This window comes from Ignavibacteria bacterium (assembly GCA_016873775.1).
Taxonomy (GTDB): Bacteria; Bacteroidota; Ignavibacteria; order UBA10030; family F1-140-MAGs086; genus JAGXRH01.
Window position 1 is genome coordinate 1 of record VGWC01000035.1, and the last position, 23219, is coordinate 23219.

Consider the following 23219-nt stretch of genomic DNA (forward strand, 5'->3'; position numbering starts at 1 on the left):
AATACGAAATCCGAGTGTATTCAGAAGCAATGGCTGAAATTACAAAATGCATTGCACCGATCGCTTTTGAAGCATTTGAGGATTACATTTTGAAATCAGAAAAATTTTCTCGCCTCGAAATGAATGTGTTGAAAACTCTTCTCAATAAAAAAGATTTTTCTGATGATGAGTTGTTACAATTCGGTCTGGGCAAACGTGAAGCGGAAGAGTTTCGAGAAAAAATGAAAAGAGTAACCCGGTAATTGTTATTCCCGCGTAAGCGGGAATAACAAAATTGAAAATAGATTACCACTTTCGTGGGAATGACACAATGCAAAAATCCTTCCGCAACATTTCCGCAGATTTTATTTTACTTCTTGTCGTTATCATTTGGGCAGCGAATATGCCACTGGTGAAATGGACCGTCGAGAAGTTTGATATTTATGCTTACAACAGTTTGCGTTTTATTTGCGGAACCATCACGGCAATATTTATTTATTTTTCGCGCTACGAGTGGAAGAAAGTCCAACATGAAGATTGGGGAAAATTATTTCTTGTTGGATTTGTTGCGTATGTGATGTACCAACTTGTATTCATCATGGGAATCCGGAAAACTACTGCGGGAAATGCAGCTTTACTACTTGCAACTGCTCCGTTGTGGACAGTTGTTTTCAATCAACTTATTCATAAAGAAAAAATACACAAGCAACTATGGTTCGGAATGGCTATCTCTTTACTCGGTGTTGTTTTGATAATTCTTGGAAGCAGCAAGAAAATAGAATTCGGAAGTGATGCATTGATAGGTGATGTTTTAATGTTTCTCGCCGCGATGTGTTGGGCGTTGAATACGAATTTGCAAAAAAATCTTCTTGCAAAATATTCTGCAAGTCAGTTAACACTGATTATGCTTGTTGTCGGAACGCCATTTCTCACCGCTGTCTCAATTCCATCGTTTACTTCATTTGATTTTACTTCTCTACATTGGACGTATTATTTTGCAATGGTGATTTCCGGTGTTATTTCAATAGGGTTCGCAAATTATTTCTGGTCTATTGGAGTGAAACGAATTGGTCCGGCGAAAACAGGAAACTACAATAATCTTGTTCCGGTACTTGCATTAGTTTTTTCTTACATTACGCTTGGAGAAAAATTAGAAACAATTCAATTTGTCGGAGCAACTGCAACAATTGCAGGAGTGTGGTTAGCAAGAAGAGAAAAGAAGAATGGAGTTGCGAAGTAAATAAAACGTTATTGGTAAGTAGTCATTTGTCATTCGTAATGCGAGGAAAATGAATAACCAATTACAGATGACTAATTACTTTCAAAAAATAGTACAGATTTTTTTAATTTTAAATTATGAAACAAAACAAAATTTTCGTCGCTGTGGCCGGCAATATTGGTTCGGGAAAATCTTCGTTGACAAAATTATTGAGTTCGCACTATAAGTGGAAATCATTTTACGAATCAGTGGAGGATAATCCGTATTTGAGTGATTTCTATGGAGATATGCATCGCTGGTCGTTCAACTTACAAGTGTATTTTCTTTCGAAGCGTTTCCGCGACCATAAAACAATTGTTGATTTAAAAAATTCTGTTATTCAAGACCGCTCCATTTATGAAGACGCGGAAATCTTTGCAAAGAATTTGCACTCGATAGGGAAGATGGACACTCGAGATTTCACAAATTACTGCGAACTCTATTCCATTATGCTACAATATTTGAAGCCTCCCGATTTACTTATTTATCTCGATGCTACGATTGATACGTTGTGTTCGCAAATAAAAAAACGCGGAAGAGATTATGAACAATCTATTCCGCGTGAATATTTGGAGCAACTTTCCTGTTTATATCGCGATTGGATTGGAAATTACAAGTTAGGAAACCTTCTTGTTATTCCCTCTGATGAAGTTGATTTCGTTCACGAAAAAGGAGATTTCAATCGCGTCTTAATGTTGATTCAAAGCAAGTTGTTTGAGATTGGGTATCAATGAAATGTATTTGTTTCAATCACCATTTTCAGTTTTGGTTTCTTCGCTACTCTTTTTTATTTTCTTTATGAACTTGATGCAATTCAGTTTGCGGAAAAAGAAAATGGGAATATAGCTCTTTGTTTCTTAAAATCTCTTTCGCTGCGGCAATTTGATTATCATCTTTCAGTGATTCTTCAATTCTACCTTTTTCTCCACGATAACGACTCATAATTTCCATGCGAAGCGTGCGAAGAATTTCGATTCTGCTTCGTTCAAATGAAGAATCTTTTTCCAACGCCAATTGTTTTTGAGTTTCTTCAAGTTGCGAAAGCAACGTTGCACTCATACCTGATTTATTTGCAAGTTCTATGAGTTCTTTCAACGTTGTTTCGGTTTCCTCTTCAAACGAAAATTGTTTTTCAGTTACAAATTTTTTGAATTCAGAAAGCATTGCGCTATCATTGGGAAATTCGAGCGGCATGATTTTGTTCGCTGAATAAAACGCATTTGCATATTTAAATAGAAAGGATTTTTGCATCAATGCTTTGTACAACGATGATGATTCAGGAAACTCTACGACGGTATCGGGAGAAACACCGCCGAGGTCTTTAACTTTTCTGTTATGCGTTGTATAAAAATCTTTTCGCAAACTCTCAGGAGTTGCTACATACACTCCTCCTTTTTCTTCTTTACTATAATCAATTTCTTGAATACATCTTCCGCTCGGAGTATAGTACTTTGCAGTAGTTAATTTTAGTTGTGTATTGTACGGCAATGGAACAATATTCTGCACGAGTCCTTTTCCATACGTTCGCGTTCCTACCAGGACTCCACGATCATAATCTTGGATTGCGCCAGCAACAATTTCAGATGCACTTGCAGAATTTTTATTCATCACGACGACCAGCGGAGTAGAGGAAAGTAGCGGATCTTTCTGAGAAATATATTCGCGCATAAACGCAGAGGAAGGAATTTTACCTTTCGTAGAAACGACTAAAGAATTTTTGGGAAGAAATGTTTCAGTAACATTTACTGCGGCATCTAACAAACCGCCGGGATTTTCGCGTAAGTCAAGTATAATTCCTGAAATTTCTCCTCGTTTTTTTAATTCCCGAATTTTGTCCTGCAAATCTTCTCCTGTTTGTCGCGTAAATCGTTCAAGCCGAATGTATGCAATTTGCGGCTCGACAAAATCGGCAAACGTGATGCTTTTCAGTTGTATTTTTTCACGCATCAATGAAAACTCCAGCGATTCTTTTTCTCCGTCGCGTTCAATTTTTACTTTAACTTCTGTGAAAGGATCTCCTCGTGTCAATTTTCTCACATCTTCAACTTTCCATCCGACAATATTTTTTCCGTCAATTTCAATGAGTCGGTCACCTGGAATTAAACCCTGCCGTTGCGCAGAATATCCTTCCATTAACGATAAAATTGTAATATAACCGTCGCGAACTCCAATCGTGATACCAACTCCGCCATATGTTCCTGTTGTTAGTAAATCAACTTCATCAGTTTCATCCGCATCATAAAATTCTGTGTACGGATCAAGAACGTCCAACATTCCATCAATTCCTGCTTGCATTAAGCGTTCAGGATCTATTCCTTCAACATAATTTGAAGCAATTTCCTGATAGACTTTTCCGAAGATGTCTATGCTTTTATTGATTTTAAAAAGAAATTTGTTGTCGTTTTCTTTCGCGGCAAAAGAAAACGAAGATATTACTGCAAATGAAATAATAAACAGCAGAGTATTGTATGTGAAATATTTTTTCATAAAATTAATGTTGTGTTTAAAAAATTCGTCGAGTATTTATTGAGCAAATTGTTGCGTTACTAAATTCCAGATTTGCTGATGAACAATGTCAATGGAGTTCATTCCGTCAATAGTGACGAGACGTTGCGGTTCTTGCTGTGCTATAAAATGAAATCCGTCAAAAATATGTTGAAAAAAAATTGTTTCCGCTTCTTCCATTCTGTCTGTCGTTATACGTGAATTATTGCGACGGCGCAGTGCTTCTTCTACAGGAATGTCTATAAAAAAAGTTTTCATTGGAAAAAGTCTTTGTGTTGCGATGTTGTTTATTGCGCGAATAGTATCCTGTGAAATTCCACGACCAAATCCCTGATACGCGGTTGTTGAATCTACGTATCTATCGCAAATGACAACACAATTTCTTTTGAGAGATGGAAGAATTACTTCGTGAACAAGTTGCGCGCGCGCAGCGGAGAACAACAGCATTTCTGTTGCAGAAAACATTGATGAATTCTTTTTGTTCAATAAAATTTCGCGGATGTCTTCAGAAATTGTTGTTCCGCCTGGTTCACGAAGGACAAGAACTTTATGTCCGATATTCGTGAGACGTCGTGCGAGCAATTCCACTTGTGTGGTTTTTCCACATCCGTCAAGTCCTTCAAAAGATAAAAACATTATTTGTTGTATGGTACAGTTGCTTAGGTGAAAATATAGATTTAGTTTTTCTCAGCAAAAAAAGAACGAAGTAAATTTAATTCGTAAAATTTATATGTAACGATGCATATATGTAATACTCGAACATCACTTTGGTACACGCGCTACGTTGATGATTGCGAGCATCAAAAAAATAATATTTGCAATCCAAGCAGTAAGCAATGGATTCAAATCTCCGTTGTATCCGAATACTTGACTTACTTTGAGAAAAACCATATAGACAAAACATACAGCAACGGCAATGCCAAACTCTACTCCTAATCCGCTTTTTCTCTTCATCGAAGAAAACGGAATACCAAATAATACGACAATAACACCTGCAAACGGGAACGCAATTTTTCCGTAAAAATCTACTCGCCATCGCGAAACATCGTTTCCAAGGAATTCTTGGTTATTGATAAATTCCTGAAGTTCCGGATAATTCATCTCATCGGGTTTGCGTTGCTGTTTGCGAATGTCTTCAGGAACAAATAATAAATTTTTCATCTCTTTCTTTGCAAAGGAATTTACGGTTTGATTTCGTCCTTTCATTGTACGAACTATTCCATCGTACATCGTCCAAATTTTTGTCGTATCGTTCCAAACCATAGTTTTTGCATCGTATCGTTTCACAAGCACGGTTTTATCAATCACCCAATAATCTTGAATACTCACTCTTGAAGCGATATAGGAACCTTCTTCAAAATTACGAATCGAACAAATTCTGTTTTTTCCAATTTGGAAAAATACATTCGTTGAAGTTTCGTCGTACAGATTTTTTGAAAGATACTGACGCTCGATGGAAAGTTTTTTTTCATTTGCTTTCGGAACAATCCATCCGTTAAAATATATAGATAGCACACTGATAACGAACGATGTTGCCACAATCGGAATCAGAAATTTATACAAACTTACGCCGCTCGCTTTCATTGCAGTTAATTCTGAGTATGTGTTGAATTTTCCAGTGGTGAACATACTGGAAAACAACAATGCAACCGGGATCATCAATTTTATTATTTCCGGCATAAACGCAACATAATAAAGCGCGATTATTTCTATTTCAACATTTGCATCGAGAAAATCATCAAGATTTTCCATCATATCTACTATGATGAAAATGAAAATGAATGCAATTAATGCAAATAGTGCAGTTGCTAAAAAATTACGAAGGATGTATCGAACAAGAAGTTTCAAAGGAACGTAACGTAGCAATAAATAGATTATCTCGAAACGAAATGCTGTTTAGTAAATATTTTTTTCAATGAGAATAGCGTGTGTTGCTGACTTTTTCTGATAAGAAAGAAACTGAGTACAGTTAAAAGTATGTTTGCTGACCACATTCCCACAAACGGAGAAATGATGTTGCGGTCAGCAAATTTTTCCCCACTAACAAGAAACGACCAATAGAGCAAAAAGAAACCTAAACTTAACGTTGCGGCTATTCCAAATCCGCCGCGGCGAACCATCATTCCCAACGGCGCACCAACAAGAGCAAAGACAATACATGCAAACGGAATTGAGTATTTCTTATGTATTTCAACAAGAAATTCATCAATCTGATTTTGATAATATTCGATTTGAGAAATGTCGTTGGAAATTGTTGAGAAAAAAAAATGCGTGTTGTATGAATTTTGCACAAACGGAACAAACTCATTATTCGCTTTTTTTTGCTGATTGGATTCAAAATTTTCCGAAAGCAACTTACTAAAATGTGCGCGAATTTTCATTTGCGTTGAAGTGCGAATTTCAGCATTGATATGTTCCAGCGAATCAACTATTTGCTTCATATCTTTCGCATTGAGTTCTCTGTCGCTGCGCTCGAACGTACCTTCTGCAGAACGTTCAAACATCAATCCTTCAACAAAGATTGCAATTCGGTGATGTTGAAATTTTATTCTCCGATATGTTTGAACATCCGTTGTACTCAATTCGTGAATTTCACCATCGGTTAAATCCATTATCAAATTTTGATAATCAGGAGAAAATGAAACGTTCCCTTTTTTTGCTGTAAGAATAATTTCAGATTCGGGATTGTTGTAATCATAAATTTTTACATCGAGAAGTTCGTTTGTTTTTTCAAAAGTTTTTCCTGCAAGAATACTGTAGCCGGAAATATCTTTGCAGAATACCCCGCTTTGAATTGTGAGCGTTGGCTTTTTTCTTCGAATATCAATAATCAACGATTTTGCTCGATGATTGGCATCTGGAAGTATTTCATTGTTGAAATACACGAGAAATGCCGCAAGGAACGTTGCTACTATAACGGACGGAAGCATCAATTGTGTAACGCTTGCGCCGCTCGATTTCATTGCAGTAATTTCATTTGCAGAAGAAAGATTTCCATACGCCATCAATGTTGCAACAAGTACAGACATCGGAACTGCAAGCACCACCATCCATGCAAGATTCATTGTGATGAGTTCGACAATTACCCAACCTCCAAGTCCTTTTCCAACGAGTTGGTCAATGAAACGCATAATGAACTGCAATAGAAAAACGAACATCAGCGTAAAAAACGAGAAGAGGAACGGACCAAGATGTGCGCGAAGTATAATTCGAAAGAGTATCATGTAGATTGCAAGGAAAATATACTAAAGAAAAGTTGCAATAATATTTTTATGTTTGTTGTATATAAAAGAAAGAGGTTGTAAATTTTTACTAAAATATTTCTACAATAAATTTTCAATAATCGATGAATATTGCTGTTTTTCTTGGCGGAATCTCTCCTGAAAGAAACGTTTCGCTCGCATCCGGAAGAAGCGTAGCAATCGCATTGCAAGAAATTGGTCACAACGTAAGTGTATTTGACCCTGCATTGGGAACGAAACTACCGAAAAATTTACTCGAATCGCTTCCGCAGCATATAGCGGAAATTTCTCCATCACTTTCTGAACTTTCAAATTTTTCTCCACGAAATTATTTTGAATGTGTTCAATCGTCATTACTCGACACTGTTGAAATCGTATTTCTTCTTCTGCACGGAACATACGGTGAAGATGGTGTAATTCAATCACTGTTGGAATTGCGCGGAATTCCGTACACAGGTTCAGGAATACTTGCAAGCGCACTTGCAATGAATAAAGCGATGACGAAAATGGTATTTGAAAGATACGGAATTCCTACACCGAAGTGGATTGTTGTTGAAAAGATGCAATTGAACAATAGCGTATTGGAGATATGGAAAACTTTTCCGTGTGTTGTAAAACCGAATGATGGGGGCTCGACAATTGGAATGTCTATTGTAGAAAAAAGTGAAAATATATTTTCAGCTATCGAACATGCGTTTCAATATTCAAAAAAGGTTTTGATAGAAGAATTTATTGAAGGAAGAGAATTAACTGTTCCGATACTTGGAAATGAAGCGTTGCCTGTTATCGAAATAAAACCGAAAGGCGGTTTCTACGATTACACGCGCAAATACACGAAAGGAGAAACGGAATACATTTGTCCTGCAGAATTACCTGAAAAATTATATAATACAATTTTAAGTGAAGGATGGAAAGCGTTTAACGTTCTTGGTTGCAGAGGGTTCGCGCGCACGGATTTTCGTTTGAAGCCAAATGGCGAATTCTATTGTTTGGAAGTGAATACCATTCCCGGAATGACATCAACAAGTTTAGTTCCGAAAGCAGCAAAAGTTGCTGGCATTGAGTTTCCTCAATTGTGTCAGAGAATTGTTGAATTAACATTAACAAATGGTTGAATTCTAAGACAGGCGAGTTAGATGAATAAAATATGTTAGAATAGTAAAAAGCGAATCGTACCTCGATTCGCTTTTTGTCGGAACGGCGGGATTTGAACCCGCGACCCCTTGCACCCCAAGCAAGTGCGCTACCGGGCTGCGCTACGTTCCGAATTCAAATAATTCCTTTGCGCAAATGCGTTTTTCTTCTTTCTTCATTTGTAATATTATTACGATAACTTCACCAATAATTCTTCTAAAAAAAACTTCACCTCTCGCAAATCTGCTTTCAATTTTTCATTTGTTTTGTATAATTCTTCCGTTACGTTCGTTTCAAATGAAATGGTATTTAGTTGTGTATCAAGTTTATTTTCATCTGACCACTGTCGCAAAATATTTTTCGCGCCTTCTAATGTGAATCGTTGATTGCGGGTAAGTTCTTTGATTTGTAGTATGATTTTAATGTCATAATTCGTGTATGCACGTTTTCCCCCACGGTTTTTTGACGGGTGCAGTTGTTCAAAGACGTCTTGCCAATACCGAAGAGTATATGGTTCAATACCCGTAATTTTGCTTACTTCGGTGATAGAATAATATAATCGTTTTATGTTATTCTGTTTCATACATAATCTACATTACTCTATAAAAAAAGCCGTTAATGATATGAAAATACACAGATGAAAAAAAATGATTCGCGTGTCTTAATCCTCGTTGCGCACATAATATGAGTAAAAAACGATTTCCACAATTGTTAATACAAGAAGCGCAATGGTGTCGCGATTTAACCATACAGCAATACCTTCTTGCGAAATGAGAAAGGAAAAAACCAGCGAAGAAATTGCCCATCCGGTTGAAAAAATTATGACAATAAATCCAACAGAAAGAACTCCTTCCACCAATCCTTCTTCTTGCCATCCTTTACTAAATGCGTACACAATTGCAACCGTGTGCAGATAAAAAACTAGCAAATCAATCATCGGATACAACAGTTGATTGGAAGTTGATGATATGCGCTTGATATCCGGCGCCAAATCCGTTATCAATATTCACAACAGAAATTCCAACGGAGCACGAATTAAGCATTGCAAGCAACGCGGCAATTCCTTGAAAAGAAGCGCCATAACCGATACTTGTTGGTACTGCGATTACGGGACAAGAAACAATTCCACCAACGACCGAAGGAAGCGCACCTTCCATTCCGGCTACACAAATAACGCAGTGTGCATTATGAAAAATATTCACTCGCTGAAGCAAGCGATGAATTCCTGCAACGCCAACATCGTATAATCGTTCAACATTACTTCCCAATAATTCTGCTGTTACAGCGGCTTCTTCTGCAACCGATATATCGGATGTTCCTGCAGATACGACAATGATTTTTCCTTTTCTCTTGTGCGGTTCAGAATAATTGATAGTACTAATTCGTGCTTTCTCAAAGTGCTGAACGGGAGAAAATTTTTTTAGTACTGCGATATGCTCGGAAGTAACGCGCGTAATGACGACGGGCAATTTTTTTTTGAGCATTTTGCTCACGATGAGTTTCACATCGTTTGCTGATTTTCCTTCGCCGTAAATAATTTCGGGGAATCCTTTTCGCAGTGCGCGATGATAATCAATATTTGCGATTTCTAAATCTTCAAACGGGAGTGTTTTTAACCGCTGAAGAAATTGATGTTCTGAAAGTTTTCCTTTTCGAAATCGTTGGAGAAGTTGACGGAGCGTTGCTTCTTGCATCTAATTCGTGATTTGTTGGTCAGCTGAAAGAACCGTATTTAAATTTCCAGAAGTAAATCCGTTTAAATCAAGCGTGATAAAGTGAAATCCAAGTTGTCGGAATTTTTGAACGAGTTTTGCACGGATTTCCGTTTCCGTAAGCAAATGAATCACATCTGTAGGAACTTCAATACGAGCAACGCTATCGTGATGGCGTACGCGGCATACATTGAATCCAAGTTCGTGCATAATATTTTCCGCATATTCTATTTGCGAAAGTTTTTCAATTGTTACTTTATTTCCGTATGGAATGCGCGAAGCAAGACACGGCGATGCAGGTTTTTCGGAGGATAGTAAGTGAAGATGATGAGATGCAAATCGTATTTCCTCTTTTGAAAACTTACAAAACGCAAGAGGCGATACTATATTATGTTCTTTTGCTGAAACGCTTCCGGGACGAAATTCAAAGCGGTCGTCAAAGTTTGTTCCGTCAAAAATTACATTGAAATTCATTCGCATCTGAAGTTGAGAAAGTTTTGTGAACAATTCCGTTTTGCAAAAATAACAGCGATTGGATGGGTTTGAAAAATAATGCTCGTTTTGTAATTCCTCCGTTTGAATAATGATATGATTGACGTCAAATTGCTCTGCTTGCTCGATGGCAAAGAGTTTTTCTTTTCTCGGAAAGGATGGAGAATCTCCTGTGGCAGCAAGAACATTTTCTTTACCGAGTATATCGCGCGCAGTTTTTAGTAAAAAAGAACTATCCACTCCTCCGGAATACGCAACAATTGCTGAATCGTATTGTGCGATGAATGTTTGAAGTTGCAACAATTTTTGCTCAAGAATAAGTGTCTTCATTGGAGGTGCGAAATTTTTTTAATACGTGGCATTCTTGATTTGAATTTGTTTCTCAAGATTTTCTCTTTTACTGTGTGAATAAATGAAGATGTAAAACCTAGTTGCATCAATTCACGTAACGTTTTCTTTTTGTCTATCAAATAATAGAGTAATAAATCTACGCTGTGATACATAAAACCAAGTTCTCCTTCGTCAGTTTGTCCTTGCCACAAATCGGCAGTAGGAACTTTATTGATAATCTTTTGTGGAACGCCGAGATGTTTTGCGAGTTCCCAAATTTGGGTTTTGTATAAATCTCCGAGAGGATTTATTCCGCAAGCACTATCGCCGTAAATTGTTCCGTATCCAAGTAATATTTCTGTTTTATTGCTTGTTCCAATTACTAACGCATTATGTTTTGCGGATGTGTCGTAAAGTGCAATCATTCTGCATCGCGCCATGATATTTCCTTTGCGTACAACATTCATTTTGGGTTCAAGTGCAATAAACTCATTGACCATAGGAGAAATATCTAAAAGTTGATAGGGAATGTTTAACTTGTGAGCAATGTTCGTAGCGTCGTCAATGTGTTGTTTGTTGCTTGTTTCGTATGGCATTAATAACGCACAAACGTTTTCTTTTCCTATTGATTTCGTTGTAAGAAATGCAGTTACGGCAGAATCAATTCCACCGGAAAGTCCAAACACTGCATTTGTACATTTCGCTTTTGTTATTTCATTTCGAATGAAAGTAGTGAGTGTTTGTTCAACTCGTGAGTAATTGAGAGTAAGATTTTTTATCGGGAGTCGTTTGTTCATAAAAAATGCAGAAAAAAATAAGGATAAATGTTTTAACTGCAATGTAAGTATTATGTATTCGTTGGGCAATGCGAGAAGAAAAATTTTTCAATGAGCATTTGCATTTTTTAAAAAAGAAATGTAACTTTTCGCCGTCTTTTTATTTCACCCTCCATTGGGGAAATGGTAATTTTTTTACTAACATTGTAGGAAATATTTTATGATACGTGCGTGCCTTCTATTTATAGCATTTCATTGTTTATTCGCTATTGTAACGCTTGCAGGAATTACGGGAAAAATTCGCGGAAAAGTAATAGACAACGAAAGCAAACAACCGATTGCCGGAGTTTCGATACTCATCCTTGGAACAAAAATGGGTGCGGCAACCAATATCGAAGGAGAATACTACATTCTTAATGTTCCTGTTGGCGAATATAAATTGCGCTCGTCATCTATCGGTTACAATGCGCTGACAGTTCAAGATGTTCACGTATCCGCAGATTTAACAACGGAAATAAATTTTTCTTTAGTTTCCGAAGCAGTGGAAGTAAAAGAAGTTGTCATAACTGCAGAACGTCCTCTCATTCAGCAAGACGTAACAGCATCGGTTTCGATTGTAGAAGCGGAACAATTGCAAGCGCTTCCCGTTACGTCGTTTTCTGAAGCGATGGTGTTAAGTACTGGATTTGTCGAATCAAAAAACGGCAATGGCGAAGGAATCCATTTGCGCGGAGGTCGAAGCAGAGAGTTGTCGTATCTTGTTGATGGTGTACGCGCGGATAATATTTTGTTCAGCGGATTGGGAAGCGATGTTCCGCGTTTAGGAGTTTCTTCGCTTACTGTTATGAGTGGAACATTTAATGCAGAATACGGACAAGCGCAATCTGGAGTGATAAATGTAGTAACGCAGGATGGTGGAGATAAATTCTGGGGAAAAACGCGATTCAGTTCCGATAGATTTGGCGGGAAAAAAAATAATTTAGGAACAAATATTATGGAGTTTGCAGTCAGCGGACCCATTATCAGCGACGCATCGTTTTTCTTCAGCGCAGATAGAGAACGTTCGAACACGTATTTAAACAAAACCACAGGACCGGAATATTTTTCTCCTTCGGGAAGAATTATCCAGAACGAATTTGAGTTCGGTTTGTTTGATAATAAAGACCGTGCTCAAATAAAACTTTCTTTAAAACCAACAAATGAAACAAAAGTACAAATTGGTACTATTTATTTCGACAGAAAGCATAAAGATTACGACCAAACATTTAAGGAATATCCACAATATCAGGGATTTGAACGAAATAAAAGTTTGTTGAATAATCTTACGTTCACGCATACGTTATCGCAAAGTTCGTTTTATGAAATCCGAATGTCGTATTTCGATTACAAAGAACAGTATTATGTTTTTGATGAACAATTAAGCGGCGACCATAGAAAAATATTTGCCCCCGTGTTAAGTAATGTGAGCTTTGATTCGACAGGTAATTACCAGTTTTGGGGGCCTTACAATGCATTTTTGTATTTAACAGAAGCGCAACGACAAGGATATAAAAATTTAAAACTTGCTGATTCCGTAATGATAGTCAATGGTTTGGGAGATACTATTGTTTTTGATGAAGGTACGGTGATTACAAATAATCTGGTAGAACAATTCATAGCGGGAGGAAGAAATTTATCGAAAATTAAAGTATCGGTGAAAGTAAATTCGTATGATGATTCATACCGCGACGCACGTACACGAACGTTAACTGCTTCAGCTAATTTTACAAGCCAACTCGATGGACAAAACAACATAAAATTCGGGATTGAATACAAGAAACATATCATTAGTGATTATTGGATAAATGGTGTCAATGCGAACTGGAATCATCTCGACGATACGCTTTCATTCGAGCGAAGACATTATGATTTAGTTGATTATTCATTTGACCCGTTACAACTTGCTGCGTACATACAGGATAAGTTTGAATATAAAAGTATGATATTTAATGTTGGAATTCGTTTTGACTATTTAGACGTACAAGCTCCCGATGTGTACGATTTTCTCACACGAGATCCTCGTAGCCATGTGGATAGTTTATTCATACTGCAAAAACGAAGCGAAACGGTTCCTGCGCGATATAAATTTTCTCCACGTTTTGGTTTTTCATTTCCCATCACAACTCAAGCGAAAATACATTTTTCATACGGGCATTTTTATCAATACCCAGATTTCAATTTTCTCTATCGAAGATTTCGTGAACAAAATCCAACGTTTCTTTATTTAGGAATCGGTCAATCGTTAGGTGCGATTGGAAACCCCCGATTGAAACCTGAAACTACGCAAGCGTACGAATTAGGCGGAGAATATATTATCAATGAAAATATGGTAGCCGCCGTGCGTATGTTTTACAAGGACACGTACGATTACATTTCCACGCAGCCGATTTTTACTCCCGATAACCATACGCGCATAGCAAATCTTGATTACGCCAATTCCCGCGGAATAGAATTTTCGTTAGAAAAGCGATTTGCTCATCATTATGCTTTTACAATTAACTATACCTATTCACGTGCCGAAGGAAATGCAGACCAGTGGTCAACACATTCAAACGAAGTTTGGAACGCATCGGTGTACGGTTTTGTGCCTCCGAAAAAAACTGTTGTGCTTGCTTGGGACCAGCCGCATACATTAACGTTGAATTTAAGAATGGATTATGAAAATTATGGAGGAAGCATCATAGGAGATATAGGAAGCGGATTACCATATTCTCCTCGTGAGCCACGCGGAAAACCAATCGGTGATATAAACAGCGGAAGACAACCGTGGACAAGCACATTTGATATGCGCATATATCGTGCGCTCGATATTTCACCAGTAAAAATTACCTTATATCTTGACGTGAAAAATATTTTCGACAGAAAAAATGTTTTAAACGTCTTTGATACAACTGGTGAGCCGAATTACAATACCAATCCTGCGGCTTCACCGGAAAGTATGCACAATCCATCTTTCTATGGACCTATGCGCCATATTTTACTCGGATTAGAATTAGAATTTTAACGGGAGAATTTTTTATGACACTTTTATTTCAATTTACAAATACCAATAGATTTATCTTTATTCTTCTTGTTCTGTGCATCGCCGTTCAAATGAGCAATGCGCAAAAAAGAATACCAATGACAAAAGAAGAATATTTCAATACTGTTCTCGCTCCGCAACGAGGGCTTATTCCGTTGTATAAAAATAATTCAGCAAATGCTGTTTCCTCATACGCCGATAGGAAACGTTCAGTGCTGAATCTCGGAAACGTTTGGGCACGAATTTCAAATGCCGCAACGCTTGGATATGACCGTTGGGGATTGTGTTATGAATTTCCCGCTCGTAGTGGAATAACGTATCGTTGGACAATGGCGCCATTGATTGGAGCAATGAAACGCGATCCCAACACAGGATTAATTTCAAGAAAATTTGTTGCGAGTGGAACACGAGGTGCTGCACGATATAGCGAAGAAGAATATCAACCGCTTCACGGTTACGATGCGGACGTAGAAGATGAAACGAATAATATTGGAATAGCATTCAGCGATATTCCTGATTCGTGGCCGGATGTTTGGCCTTCGGGTCCATACGAAATGCCGAAGGATTCGTCGGGCAAATTTCCTTCACCATCGTTTCCAGGAATTGTCAATGGGGCTGTAAAAGCACCGCGTGAAGCGTATTTTGTTGTAACCGACAATGACCCTGATCCTCAGTACGCAAACAAACCATATCCGATGGATATTCGCGTAGATATGTGGGCATTGCAATATGATGACATTCTCAATCGAAATTTTATTATTTACAAACAAATCGTTCGAAACATCGGCACAGATACGCTTTTTAACGTCTATGTAGGAATTCACGATGACCCCGATTGTCCCGAACAAGGAGCAAGTGAATGGACGGATGATTATGCCGCATTGATAAAAGTTGGCGACAACGTTCCCGGATATTCTCCTTCACAAGATTCTTTACTTGGAAACTTTACTTATCTTTGGGACGGTGATGATAAAGCAGAAGGATTTCTTTCTAAAAATGTCGGATGGGTTGGATTGAAATTTCTTGAAACACCGAATAATCAAACTACAGGGCTTCCGAATGGAGTTACAACGTTTCAAGTTTTCGAATATTCAAACGCGCCGCAAACTGAAGATGGAGAATATGACCAACTTGCCTCCGGAATTATGATGCCAACAAATGTAACTCCACATTCAGGCGATAACACGCAAACACCAAATTCATACGGACCAGATGTAACATACGCCGTTGCAAGCGGTCCGTTCACACTCGCTCCTGGGCAATCTTTAAACTTTGCTTATTCAACCATTCACGGTAGTAACAAAGCGGATTTGTTTAGTAGCGCAATGCTTTGTCAACTTTTGTATAACGCAAATTATGAATCTGCGGAATCACCGCCGGAGCCTTTCGTTACTGCTGTTCCAAGTGATAAGAAAATTACATTGTATTGGGATGACCGTTCGGAAAAAGGTGTGTATCGTAGAAGTGACGGAAGAATTGACCATATTAATGATAGACTTACTCAAACAAATGCATTTGAAGGATACAAAATATTTAAAAGTACTGACCAAGGAATAAATTGGGGAGAAGCGATTCGTGATGTCAATGGAGCATTTAAATACTGGCGTCCGATAAAGCAATACGATTTAATAAATGGAACTACAGGAGAAAGCACACATCCGCTTGGAAGGTATTTTTTACTTGGAGACGATGTCGGATTAGTGCATTCGTTTGTAGATAACGACGTCAATAACGGGTATGAATATTGGTACGCTGTTGTTGCATACGACCATGACGATGGAGTTATTCCTCCATTGGAAAATTCAATCAAGAGTGACCCGTACAAAGCAGGAGATAATACGGTTGCAGTTACTCCGTTTGCGCAACCATCTGGTTTTTCAATTGGGAAAATAAAAAATAAACCAACAAAAATTTCCGGACGATGTACCATAGAAAATTTTCCTCTTTCGGTTCTCGATTATAGCAAAGTTACGGGGCATACATACTCAATTACCTTTGATACAACAGGAGGAGTTAAAAAATATTCTGTCAAGGATGTGAGCAATAACAACTTTGTACGTATGCAAGATACAGCAAAATATTTTTATACAGGAACAATTCTCGATTCTGTCGCATTTGTACCAACGTATCTTCAAAATATTTCGCTTACTTCGTATGCGCAAGAACTTGATAACAATCCAAAATTTGATGGCATTTCGTTACTTATTGAAGATATTGGTTTTGCGGTAAAAGAAACTCGTATACTTCCACCGGGAACATCAATATTATCAATCCAATCGTGGTTACGTTTATCGGATGGATATTCCGGACTTGCTGATGATTATGAAATCCGTTTTGGTGATAGTTCACTTGTTGCATTAAAAACAAATCAAAAATATTATTTCAAAGCGCCATTACAGATTTGGAATGTAACAACCAATATGCAAGTTGTTGCTGTCATTGATGTGGATACGAGTAATCATACTCGTGCAGATAGTACAACATTGGATTTCAAAACAGAAGGAATATACATTGTCAATCGTAATTATCACGATACTGCAACATCCACGGCAACGGCTAATACTGCAACGTGGAATTTCAGTTTTGGTTCATTCGCGCAAAAAGGACTTCGCGCTAAACCAGTAGATTACAATTACAAATTGGTATTTGACACAAATTCAACTTTGCCTGCTGGAATTAATGTAACAGTGCAAGTCAATACCAATCATCCGATTGGAAATACCGACGTCTATGAATTTACAACGCAACAATCAACTTCGGCGAAGATGTCGAAAAAAAGTTTGGAAGATATCACCGTCGTTCCAAATCCGTACATCGTCAGTTCACCGTATGAAAAACTCAAATTTGGTATTGAACGACTCATTCAATTTCACAAACTTCCAAAAGAAAAATGCACGATTCGTATTTTCAACGTTGCCGGTGATTTGATGCGTATCATCGAGCACACAAACGGAACGCCGATTGATTCGTGGGATTTAACGACGTACAACGGTCAAGAAGTTGCCTTTGGTGTGTATATTTTTCACGTTCAATCCGATTTTGGTGAATACATCGGTAAATTTGCATTGATTAAGTAAGGAGAAAAACTATGTTCACAAAATATGTATCGCAAAAATCTTTTTTGTTTCTTTTTACAATAATTTTTTCATCAACAATGTTTTCTCAGTTTGATAATGCAGGAACATCCGCAGCAAATTTCTTGAAAATCGGTGTTGGAGGACGAGGCACTGCACTTAGCGGAGCATTTGTTGCAGTAGTTGATGACCCTTCTGCGTTGTATTGGAACGTTGCAGGAATTTCGCACTTTCAACAAAATGAGATTATGTTTTCACACAACGATTGGATTGCCGATATAAATCATTCGTTTCTTGCTGCCGGATTTCCCCTTAAAGATATCGGAACGATTGGTATTAGTGTTTCGCATCTTTCAATGGGTGAGATGAAAGTAACGACGTGGGAAGAAACCGACGGAACAGGAGGAACGTTTTCAGCGTATGATATTGCTGTGGGAATTGCGTATGCAAAAAAACTTACCGATCAGATTTCTTTTGGCATTCAACCGAAATATGTTTCGGAGGTAATCTCGCAATCGAATGCAAGTGCGTTTGCGATAGATGCGGGAATGCAGTACAACACGGAATTTCAAGGAATAAAACTTGGTGCTGCGCTTACGAATTTCGGAACAAAAATGAGGTTGCAAGGACGTGATACGCGAATAACGATTGACCCGTTTCCCATTGCCGGGTCAAACCCGAACGATGTTGTCGCAAATACAGAAACGCAAGAATGGTTATTGCCGATGACGTTTCATTTTGGTATTGCAATTGATGCATTGCGAAACGACAATAATACATTAGTGCTAAATCTTGATTACCAAGATGAACGTGATTTTATGCCGGTTCCTTTTCTTGGTGCTGAATATAGTTTTCGCGAAACAGTGTTTTTACGTTTTGGTGCAAATGGTTTTTTCTTTGACAAAATTATGGATAATAAACTCGACGAAAAATATGTTCAAAAAGCAGGAATGAGCGCTGGTGTAGGTTTTCACTGGGAAATTCCTGAAACGAAAATAGTTGCAAAAATTGATTATTCATATTCGGATTTAAATATTCTGCAATCGTCGCAAAGAATAACAGTTGGTTTCTCGTTTTAATAAATGCTTGTTCTGTAATAGTCATCTCGCTGCAACGAGATGACTTTTTTATTTTAAATTTTTTCATTCTCTCATTTGTATATTCAACGCACAATTTTAAATATAATGTCTGAACTTTATCCTCGAAAAGTTATATACGACCCGCTCACAGAATTGATGGCGTACTATGCCGATAAGAAAAGCGAAACGAAAGTCGAGAAGAAAAAATTTGAAACTGTTGAAGAAGTTTTAAAGAACAGAATTATTGACGGGGAGAAAATCGGTTTGGAAAATGATTTGAATGAAGCGCTGAAAAAATATTCTGCGCTCGACATTATCAATACTATTTTGCTCGATGGAATGAAAGTTGTCGGTGAATTATTCGGAAGCGGACAAATGCAACTGCCGTTCGTTCTTCAATCTGCAGAAGTGATGAAAACGGCAGTAAAGCATCTCGAGCAGTTTATGGAGAAAAGCGATTCGACGTCCAAAGGAACGATGGTGATTGCAACGGTAAAAGGCGATGTTCACGACATTGGAAAAAATCTCGTTGATATTATTCTTTCCAACAATGGTTACAAAGTTATCAATCTCGGAATCAAATGTCCTGTGGAAACAATGCTCCACGCAGTAGAAGAACATAAAGCAGATGCAGTCGGAATGAGCGGCTTGCTTGTGAAATCCACCGTGATAATGAAAGAAAATTTGGAAGTGATGAACGAACGCGAAATCACAATTCCCGTTGTGCTCGGAGGCGCGGCATTGACTCGCAGATATGTGGAAAGCGATTTGCGTTCGGTGTATCGCGGTCATATTTCGTACGCGAATGATGCTTTCGATGGTTTACATTTTATGGAGAAAGTTGTAAGCGGAAAATTGTTAGAAGAAAATATTTCTGATACTACAGTCGAAGATGAAGAAGTTAAACTCACGGGACAAGAAGCGAAAATTTTTCTTTCCGAAAATGTATTAAAACAACTGCAAGCAACTCGTAACTATAAACTCGAAACTGTAAACTCAATTCCAATTCCACCATTTTTCGGAAGTAAAGTAGTTGAAAATATTTCTCTCGATGAAGTTTTTCAGTATGTAAATGAAGTTGCGCTCACTCGCGGACAATGGCAAGTGCGAAAAGGGAAAATGAGCAACGATGAATATCAAAAACTTCTCAATGAAAAAATTTATCCTGAATACGAAAGTTTAAAGTTAAAAGTGAAAAGTGAAAAGTTGCTTGAGCCGAAAGTTGTGTATGGATATTTTCAATGTCAATCGGACGGAAATGATTTGATTGTATATAAGAACCTATCCCTCGACTTCGCTCGGGATAACAAACTCGTAACTCGTAACTCGCAACTTGAAACTATAAACTTCTCATTTCCACGGCAATCATCCGATAGATATTTATGTATATCCGATTTCTTCGCATCAAAAGAGAGCGGAAAAATTGATATGATTGGAATGATGCTTGTAACGATGGGAAAACGCGCTTCTGAATATTCGCAGCAACTTTTTGAATTAAACAATTACAAAGATTATTTATACTTTCACGGCTTGAGTGTGGAATGTGCAGAAGCGCTAGCGGAATTATGGCACAAAAAAATGCGCGAAGAACTTGGTATAGAAAACAGCGATGCAAAAGAGATAAAAAAATTATTCAGTCAAGGTTATCAAGGCGCGCGATATAGTTTTGGTTATCCCGCTTGCCCGAATTTGGAAGACCAAACAAAATTATTTGAGTTGCTGCAACCTGAACGAATTGACGTCGAACTCACGGAAGAATTTCAACTTGTTCCCGAACAATCTACATCGGCAATTATTGTTCATCATTCGCAAGCGAAATATTTCAATGTGAAGTAAAGTGTAGAGGGTTCAAGATTTCAAGTTTTAAGTGAAGAAGGAAACACTTGAATTCTCGACCTCTCGAATCCTTAGTCACTCTCTTTGAAATTTCTCTCTTCTTTTCCTACTTTTACCACAGAATTTTTTAACTCAATTTAATTGCAAACAATGGTTCAACTTTCTAATTTTTACGAATCTTCTGTCGGCAAAAAAGTGCTGATGAGTCTTACAGGAATCTTTCTGTGCCTATTCCTTATAGAACACTTGTTGGGAAACTTCTTACTCTTCTGGGGAAAGGAAGTGTATGACACGTATTCGGAATTTCTCGCGCACAATGTTTATCTCTTCATTGTAATGCGAGTTATTGAAATCGGGTTGTTTGTGTGTTTATTTCTCCACGCATTTCTTGGTGTGTTGTTGTGGTTCAGAAATAGAGCAACACGTTCACACAAATACAAAATGAGGAGAGCGCCAGAAAATACATTGCTTGCCTCTCGCATTACGATGGTAACTGGTAGCATTGTGTTTCTTTTTCTCGTGGTGCATTTAAATTCCTTTTTTATTCCAACGCGATTAAATTCAGAACCAGCATCTCCATATAAAATTGTTGCTGATGAATTCGCTTCACCGTTGTATTCAATTTTTTACGTCATTGCTCTTGCATTTCTTGGTTTTCATTTGCGTCACGGGTTTCAATCGGCATTTCAAACGCTTGGCTTACGAACAAAAAGTTATATCAAACTTCTTGATGCAATTGCAGTTTTCTTTTGGCTTGTCGTTCCGCTTGGATTTGCATCAATGCCGATTTATTTTTTGTGGTTTCATAAATAAAATAGAACACGGATGACACGGATGACACGGATGCAACGGATTTAAACGGATAAAAAAATCAGTGAACATCAGTAAAATCAGTGTAATCCGTGTTCTATACAAAATAAAAATTTTCTATGTCACTCAACTCTAAAATTCCCGACGGACCGATTCAAAATAAATGGTCATCGCATAAATTTAATTCCAAACTTGTCAATCCCGCTAACAAACGCAAGTACACAGTTATCGTTGTCGGTACGGGATTAGCCGGTTCATCCGCAGCCGCATCGCTTGCAGAACTCGGTTACAACGTTCTCGCATTTTCCTATCACGAATCTCCGCGTCGCGCTCATAGTATTGCCGCGCAAGGTGGAATCAATGCGCCGAAAAATTATCCGAACGATGGCGACAGTGTTTGGCGTTTGTTTTACGATACAGTGAAAGGCGGCGATTATCGTGCGCGTGAAGCAAATGTGTATCGCCTTGCCGAAGTGAGCGGAAGCATTATTGACCAATGCGTTGCGCAAGGTGTTCCGTTCGCGCGTGATTATGCGGGCTATCTCGATAATCGTTCGTTTGGCGGTGCGCAAGTTTCGAGAACATTTTATGCACGCGGACAAACGGGACAACAACTTTTACTTGGAGCGTATTCTGCGTTGTGTCGTCAAATTGAAACCGGCGGTGTAAAATTTTTTGAACGTAGAGAAATGCTTGACCTCGTGATGATTGATGGAATGGCGCGTGGAATCGTTGCTCGAAATTTGGTGAACGGACAACTCGAATCGTATGCGGCAGATGCAGTTATTCTCGCAACCGGCGGATATGGAAATGTATTCTTCCTTTCGACGAATGCAAAAGCAAGTAACGCAACAGCGATTTGGCGAGCGCATAAACGTGGCGCTTATTTCAGTAATTCTTGTTACACACAAATTCATCCAACGTGTATTCCCGTAAGTGGAGATTATCAATCGAAGTTGACGTTGATGAGCGAAAGTTTGCGTAACGATGGTCGTGTGTGGGTTCCTAAAAACAAAGGTGATAAACGCGCTCCGGGTCAAATTCCCGAAAGCGAACGCGATTATTATTTGGAGCGCCGCTATCCTTCGTTTGGGAATCTTGTTCCGCGCGATGTTGCTTCTCGCAATGCAAAAATGGTGTGCGATGAAGGTCGTGGAGTTGGCACAACAGGACTTGCAGTATATCTCGATTTCTCCGATGCAATCAAGCGATTAGGAAAAAATGTAATTGAAGAAAAGTACGGCAACTTATTCGATATGTATCATGAAATCACGAGCGAAAATCCGTACGAAAATCCGATGCGTATTTATCCCGCGGTGCATTATACGATGGGAGGACTTTGGGTTGATTACAATTTGATGAGCACGATTCCCGGTTTGTATGTTCTCGGTGAAGCGAATTTTTCTGACCACGGCGCAAATCGTCTTGGTGCAAGCGCATTGATGCAAGGTCTTGCCGATGGCTATTTCATTATTCCGTACACGATTGGAGATTATCTTGCAACAACGAAATTCAAGAAAGTTGGAACAGATGCAAATGAATTTAAAGAAGTAACTTCATCTATTCAAACGACAATAAAAAAATTGATGTCGGTAAACGGAAAAAAATCTGTGGACGAATTTCACCGAGAACTCGGTAAAGTAATGTGGGATTATGTCGGAATGGGACGCAACAGAGATGGACTGACGAAAGCGTTGCAACTTCTTCCAAAACTGCGTGAAGAATTTTGGTCAAACGTAAAAGTTACGGGAATAGATTTGGATATGAATGTCGAACTCGAAAAAGCGCAGCGTGTTGCAGATTTTCTCGAACTCGGAGAATTGATGGCTCGCGACGCATTACATCGTGAAGAAAGTTGCGGCGGACATTTTCGTGAAGAATATCAAACCGAAGAAGGCGAAGCAAAACGCGACGATGAAAATTTCTCGTAC

The 23219-nt window shown here is 38.2% G+C and carries 19 protein-coding genes and 1 tRNA gene; 10 read left to right on the forward strand and 10 right to left on the reverse strand.

Annotation, left to right across the window (positions count from 1 at the left end):
* Positions 1 to 29 precede the first annotated feature (29 nt).
* From FJ218_06465 to FJ218_06475, 3 genes are all read left to right on the forward strand, one after another.
* Positions 30 to 242, forward strand: coding sequence for a hypothetical protein (locus FJ218_06465; GenBank protein ID MBM4166542.1), 213 nt, complete (start codon positions 30 to 32; stop codon positions 240 to 242).
* 68 nt (positions 243 to 310) lie between these two features.
* On the forward strand, positions 311 to 1219 hold the full coding sequence (locus FJ218_06470) for a DMT family transporter (GenBank protein ID MBM4166543.1): 909 nt from the start codon (positions 311 to 313) through the stop codon (positions 1217 to 1219).
* A gap of 116 nt (positions 1220 to 1335) precedes the next feature.
* Entirely contained in the window at positions 1336 to 1971 is a 636-nt protein-coding gene (locus FJ218_06475; protein MBM4166544.1) for a deoxynucleoside kinase, read from the forward strand.
* A 43-nt stretch (positions 1972 to 2014) separates the two neighbouring features.
* On the opposite strand, the gene FJ218_06480 is transcribed toward FJ218_06475, so the two are convergent.
* The 4 genes from FJ218_06480 to FJ218_06495 all read right to left on the reverse strand — a co-directional run bounded on the left by FJ218_06480 (position 2015) and on the right by FJ218_06495 (position 6966).
* Positions 2015 to 3724, reverse strand: coding sequence for a S41 family peptidase (locus tag FJ218_06480; protein ID MBM4166545.1), 1710 nt, complete (start codon positions 3722 to 3724; stop codon positions 2015 to 2017).
* 36 nt (positions 3725 to 3760) lie between these two features.
* Complete coding sequence (gene tmk, locus FJ218_06485) at positions 3761 to 4378, reverse strand: dTMP kinase (protein MBM4166546.1); 618 nt, start codon at positions 4376 to 4378, stop codon at positions 3761 to 3763.
* 126 nt (positions 4379 to 4504) lie between these two features.
* Positions 4505 to 5620 (reverse strand): YjgP/YjgQ family permease, encoded by a 1116-nt coding sequence (locus tag FJ218_06490; protein MBM4166547.1) that lies wholly within the window; start codon positions 5618 to 5620, stop codon positions 4505 to 4507.
* A complete protein-coding gene (locus FJ218_06495; protein ID MBM4166548.1) occupies positions 5617 to 6966 on the reverse strand; it encodes a YjgP/YjgQ family permease in 1350 nt (449 codons plus the stop codon). The genes FJ218_06490 and FJ218_06495 overlap by 4 nt, the downstream gene beginning before the upstream one ends.
* A 122-nt stretch (positions 6967 to 7088) precedes the next feature.
* Here FJ218_06495 and FJ218_06500 point away from each other — a divergent pair, with 122 nt between their 5' ends.
* Positions 7089 to 8099: a D-alanine--D-alanine ligase gene (locus FJ218_06500; GenBank protein ID MBM4166549.1), complete on the forward strand. Its 1011-nt coding sequence runs from the start codon at positions 7089 to 7091 to the stop codon at positions 8097 to 8099.
* Positions 8100 to 8173: 74 nt separating this feature from the next.
* Here FJ218_06500 and FJ218_06505 read toward each other — a convergent pair.
* The 6 genes from FJ218_06505 to FJ218_06530 form a co-directional block, all read right to left on the reverse strand.
* Positions 8174 to 8250 (reverse strand) — tRNA-Pro (locus tag FJ218_06505).
* A gap of 58 nt (positions 8251 to 8308) precedes the next feature.
* Positions 8309 to 8701, reverse strand: a complete 393-nt coding sequence (locus tag FJ218_06510) for a MerR family transcriptional regulator (protein ID MBM4166550.1) — start codon at positions 8699 to 8701, stop codon at positions 8309 to 8311.
* Positions 8702 to 8779: 78 nt separating this feature from the next.
* Complete coding sequence (locus tag FJ218_06515; GenBank protein MBM4166551.1) at positions 8780 to 9121, reverse strand: hypothetical protein; 342 nt, start codon at positions 9119 to 9121, stop codon at positions 8780 to 8782.
* Complete coding sequence (gene larB, locus FJ218_06520) at positions 9048 to 9812, reverse strand: nickel pincer cofactor biosynthesis protein LarB (GenBank protein MBM4166552.1); 765 nt, start codon at positions 9810 to 9812, stop codon at positions 9048 to 9050. The genes FJ218_06515 and larB overlap by 74 nt, the downstream gene beginning before the upstream one ends.
* Positions 9813 to 10652: an ATP-dependent sacrificial sulfur transferase LarE gene (gene larE, locus FJ218_06525; GenBank protein MBM4166553.1), complete on the reverse strand. Its 840-nt coding sequence runs from the start codon at positions 10650 to 10652 to the stop codon at positions 9813 to 9815.
* Positions 10649 to 11449, reverse strand: coding sequence for an NAD+ synthase (locus tag FJ218_06530; protein MBM4166554.1), 801 nt, complete (start codon positions 11447 to 11449; stop codon positions 10649 to 10651). Before FJ218_06530 ends, larE begins: the two co-directional genes overlap by 4 nt.
* A gap of 199 nt (positions 11450 to 11648) precedes the next feature.
* On the opposite strand from FJ218_06530, the gene FJ218_06535 reads away from it, so the two are divergent.
* The 6 genes from FJ218_06535 to FJ218_06560 form a co-directional block, all read left to right on the forward strand.
* The gene (locus FJ218_06535; GenBank protein ID MBM4166555.1) at positions 11649 to 14471 is read left to right on the forward strand and encodes a TonB-dependent receptor; all 2823 of its coding nucleotides are present in this window, start codon (positions 11649 to 11651) and stop codon (positions 14469 to 14471) included.
* A 14-nt stretch (positions 14472 to 14485) separates the two neighbouring features.
* Entirely contained in the window at positions 14486 to 17566 is a 3081-nt protein-coding gene (locus FJ218_06540; GenBank protein ID MBM4166556.1) for a hypothetical protein, read from the forward strand.
* 11 nt (positions 17567 to 17577) lie between these two features.
* Positions 17578 to 18642 carry a UPF0164 family protein gene (locus tag FJ218_06545; protein ID MBM4166557.1) on the forward strand — a complete coding sequence of 355 codons (1065 nt, stop codon included), beginning with the start codon at positions 17578 to 17580 and terminating at the stop codon, positions 18640 to 18642.
* A 105-nt stretch (positions 18643 to 18747) separates the two neighbouring features.
* On the forward strand, positions 18748 to 20478 hold the full coding sequence (locus FJ218_06550; protein ID MBM4166558.1) for a hypothetical protein: 1731 nt from the start codon (positions 18748 to 18750) through the stop codon (positions 20476 to 20478).
* Positions 20479 to 20628: 150 nt separating this feature from the next.
* Positions 20629 to 21291 carry a succinate dehydrogenase cytochrome b subunit gene (locus FJ218_06555; GenBank protein MBM4166559.1) on the forward strand — a complete coding sequence of 221 codons (663 nt, stop codon included), beginning with the start codon at positions 20629 to 20631 and terminating at the stop codon, positions 21289 to 21291.
* 116 nt (positions 21292 to 21407) lie between these two features.
* On the forward strand, positions 21408 to 23219 hold a 1812-nt coding region (locus FJ218_06560; GenBank protein ID MBM4166560.1), incomplete at its 3' end, for a fumarate reductase/succinate dehydrogenase flavoprotein subunit.

Excerpts from the sequence above, each read along its gene's own strand:
- FJ218_06465 (MBM4166542.1), top strand. The coding sequence starts at position 30 with ATGGCTGAAATTACAAAATGCATTGCACCGATCGCTTTTGAAGCATTT.
- FJ218_06470 (MBM4166543.1), top strand. The coding sequence starts at position 311 with ATGCAAAAATCCTTCCGCAACATTTCCGCAGATTTTATTTTACTTCTT.
- FJ218_06475 (MBM4166544.1), top strand. The coding sequence starts at position 1,336 with ATGAAACAAAACAAAATTTTCGTCGCTGTGGCCGGCAATATTGGTTCG.
- FJ218_06480 (MBM4166545.1), bottom strand. The coding sequence starts at position 3,724 with ATGAAAAAATATTTCACATACAATACTCTGCTGTTTATTATTTCATTT.
- tmk (MBM4166546.1), bottom strand. The coding sequence starts at position 4,378 with ATGTTTTTATCTTTTGAAGGACTTGACGGATGTGGAAAAACCACACAA.
- FJ218_06495 (MBM4166548.1), bottom strand. The coding sequence starts at position 6,966 with ATGATACTCTTTCGAATTATACTTCGCGCACATCTTGGTCCGTTCCTC.
- FJ218_06500 (MBM4166549.1), top strand. The coding sequence starts at position 7,089 with ATGAATATTGCTGTTTTTCTTGGCGGAATCTCTCCTGAAAGAAACGTT.
- FJ218_06510 (MBM4166550.1), bottom strand. The coding sequence starts at position 8,701 with ATGAAACAGAATAACATAAAACGATTATATTATTCTATCACCGAAGTA.
- larB (MBM4166552.1), bottom strand. The coding sequence starts at position 9,812 with ATGCAAGAAGCAACGCTCCGTCAACTTCTCCAACGATTTCGAAAAGGA.
- larE (MBM4166553.1), bottom strand. The coding sequence starts at position 10,652 with ATGAAGACACTTATTCTTGAGCAAAAATTGTTGCAACTTCAAACATTC.
- FJ218_06530 (MBM4166554.1), bottom strand. The coding sequence starts at position 11,449 with ATGAACAAACGACTCCCGATAAAAAATCTTACTCTCAATTACTCACGA.
- FJ218_06535 (MBM4166555.1), top strand. The coding sequence starts at position 11,649 with ATGATACGTGCGTGCCTTCTATTTATAGCATTTCATTGTTTATTCGCT.
- FJ218_06540 (MBM4166556.1), top strand. The coding sequence starts at position 14,486 with ATGACACTTTTATTTCAATTTACAAATACCAATAGATTTATCTTTATT.
- FJ218_06545 (MBM4166557.1), top strand. The coding sequence starts at position 17,578 with ATGTTCACAAAATATGTATCGCAAAAATCTTTTTTGTTTCTTTTTACA.
- FJ218_06550 (MBM4166558.1), top strand. The coding sequence starts at position 18,748 with ATGTCTGAACTTTATCCTCGAAAAGTTATATACGACCCGCTCACAGAA.
- FJ218_06555 (MBM4166559.1), top strand. The coding sequence starts at position 20,629 with ATGGTTCAACTTTCTAATTTTTACGAATCTTCTGTCGGCAAAAAAGTG.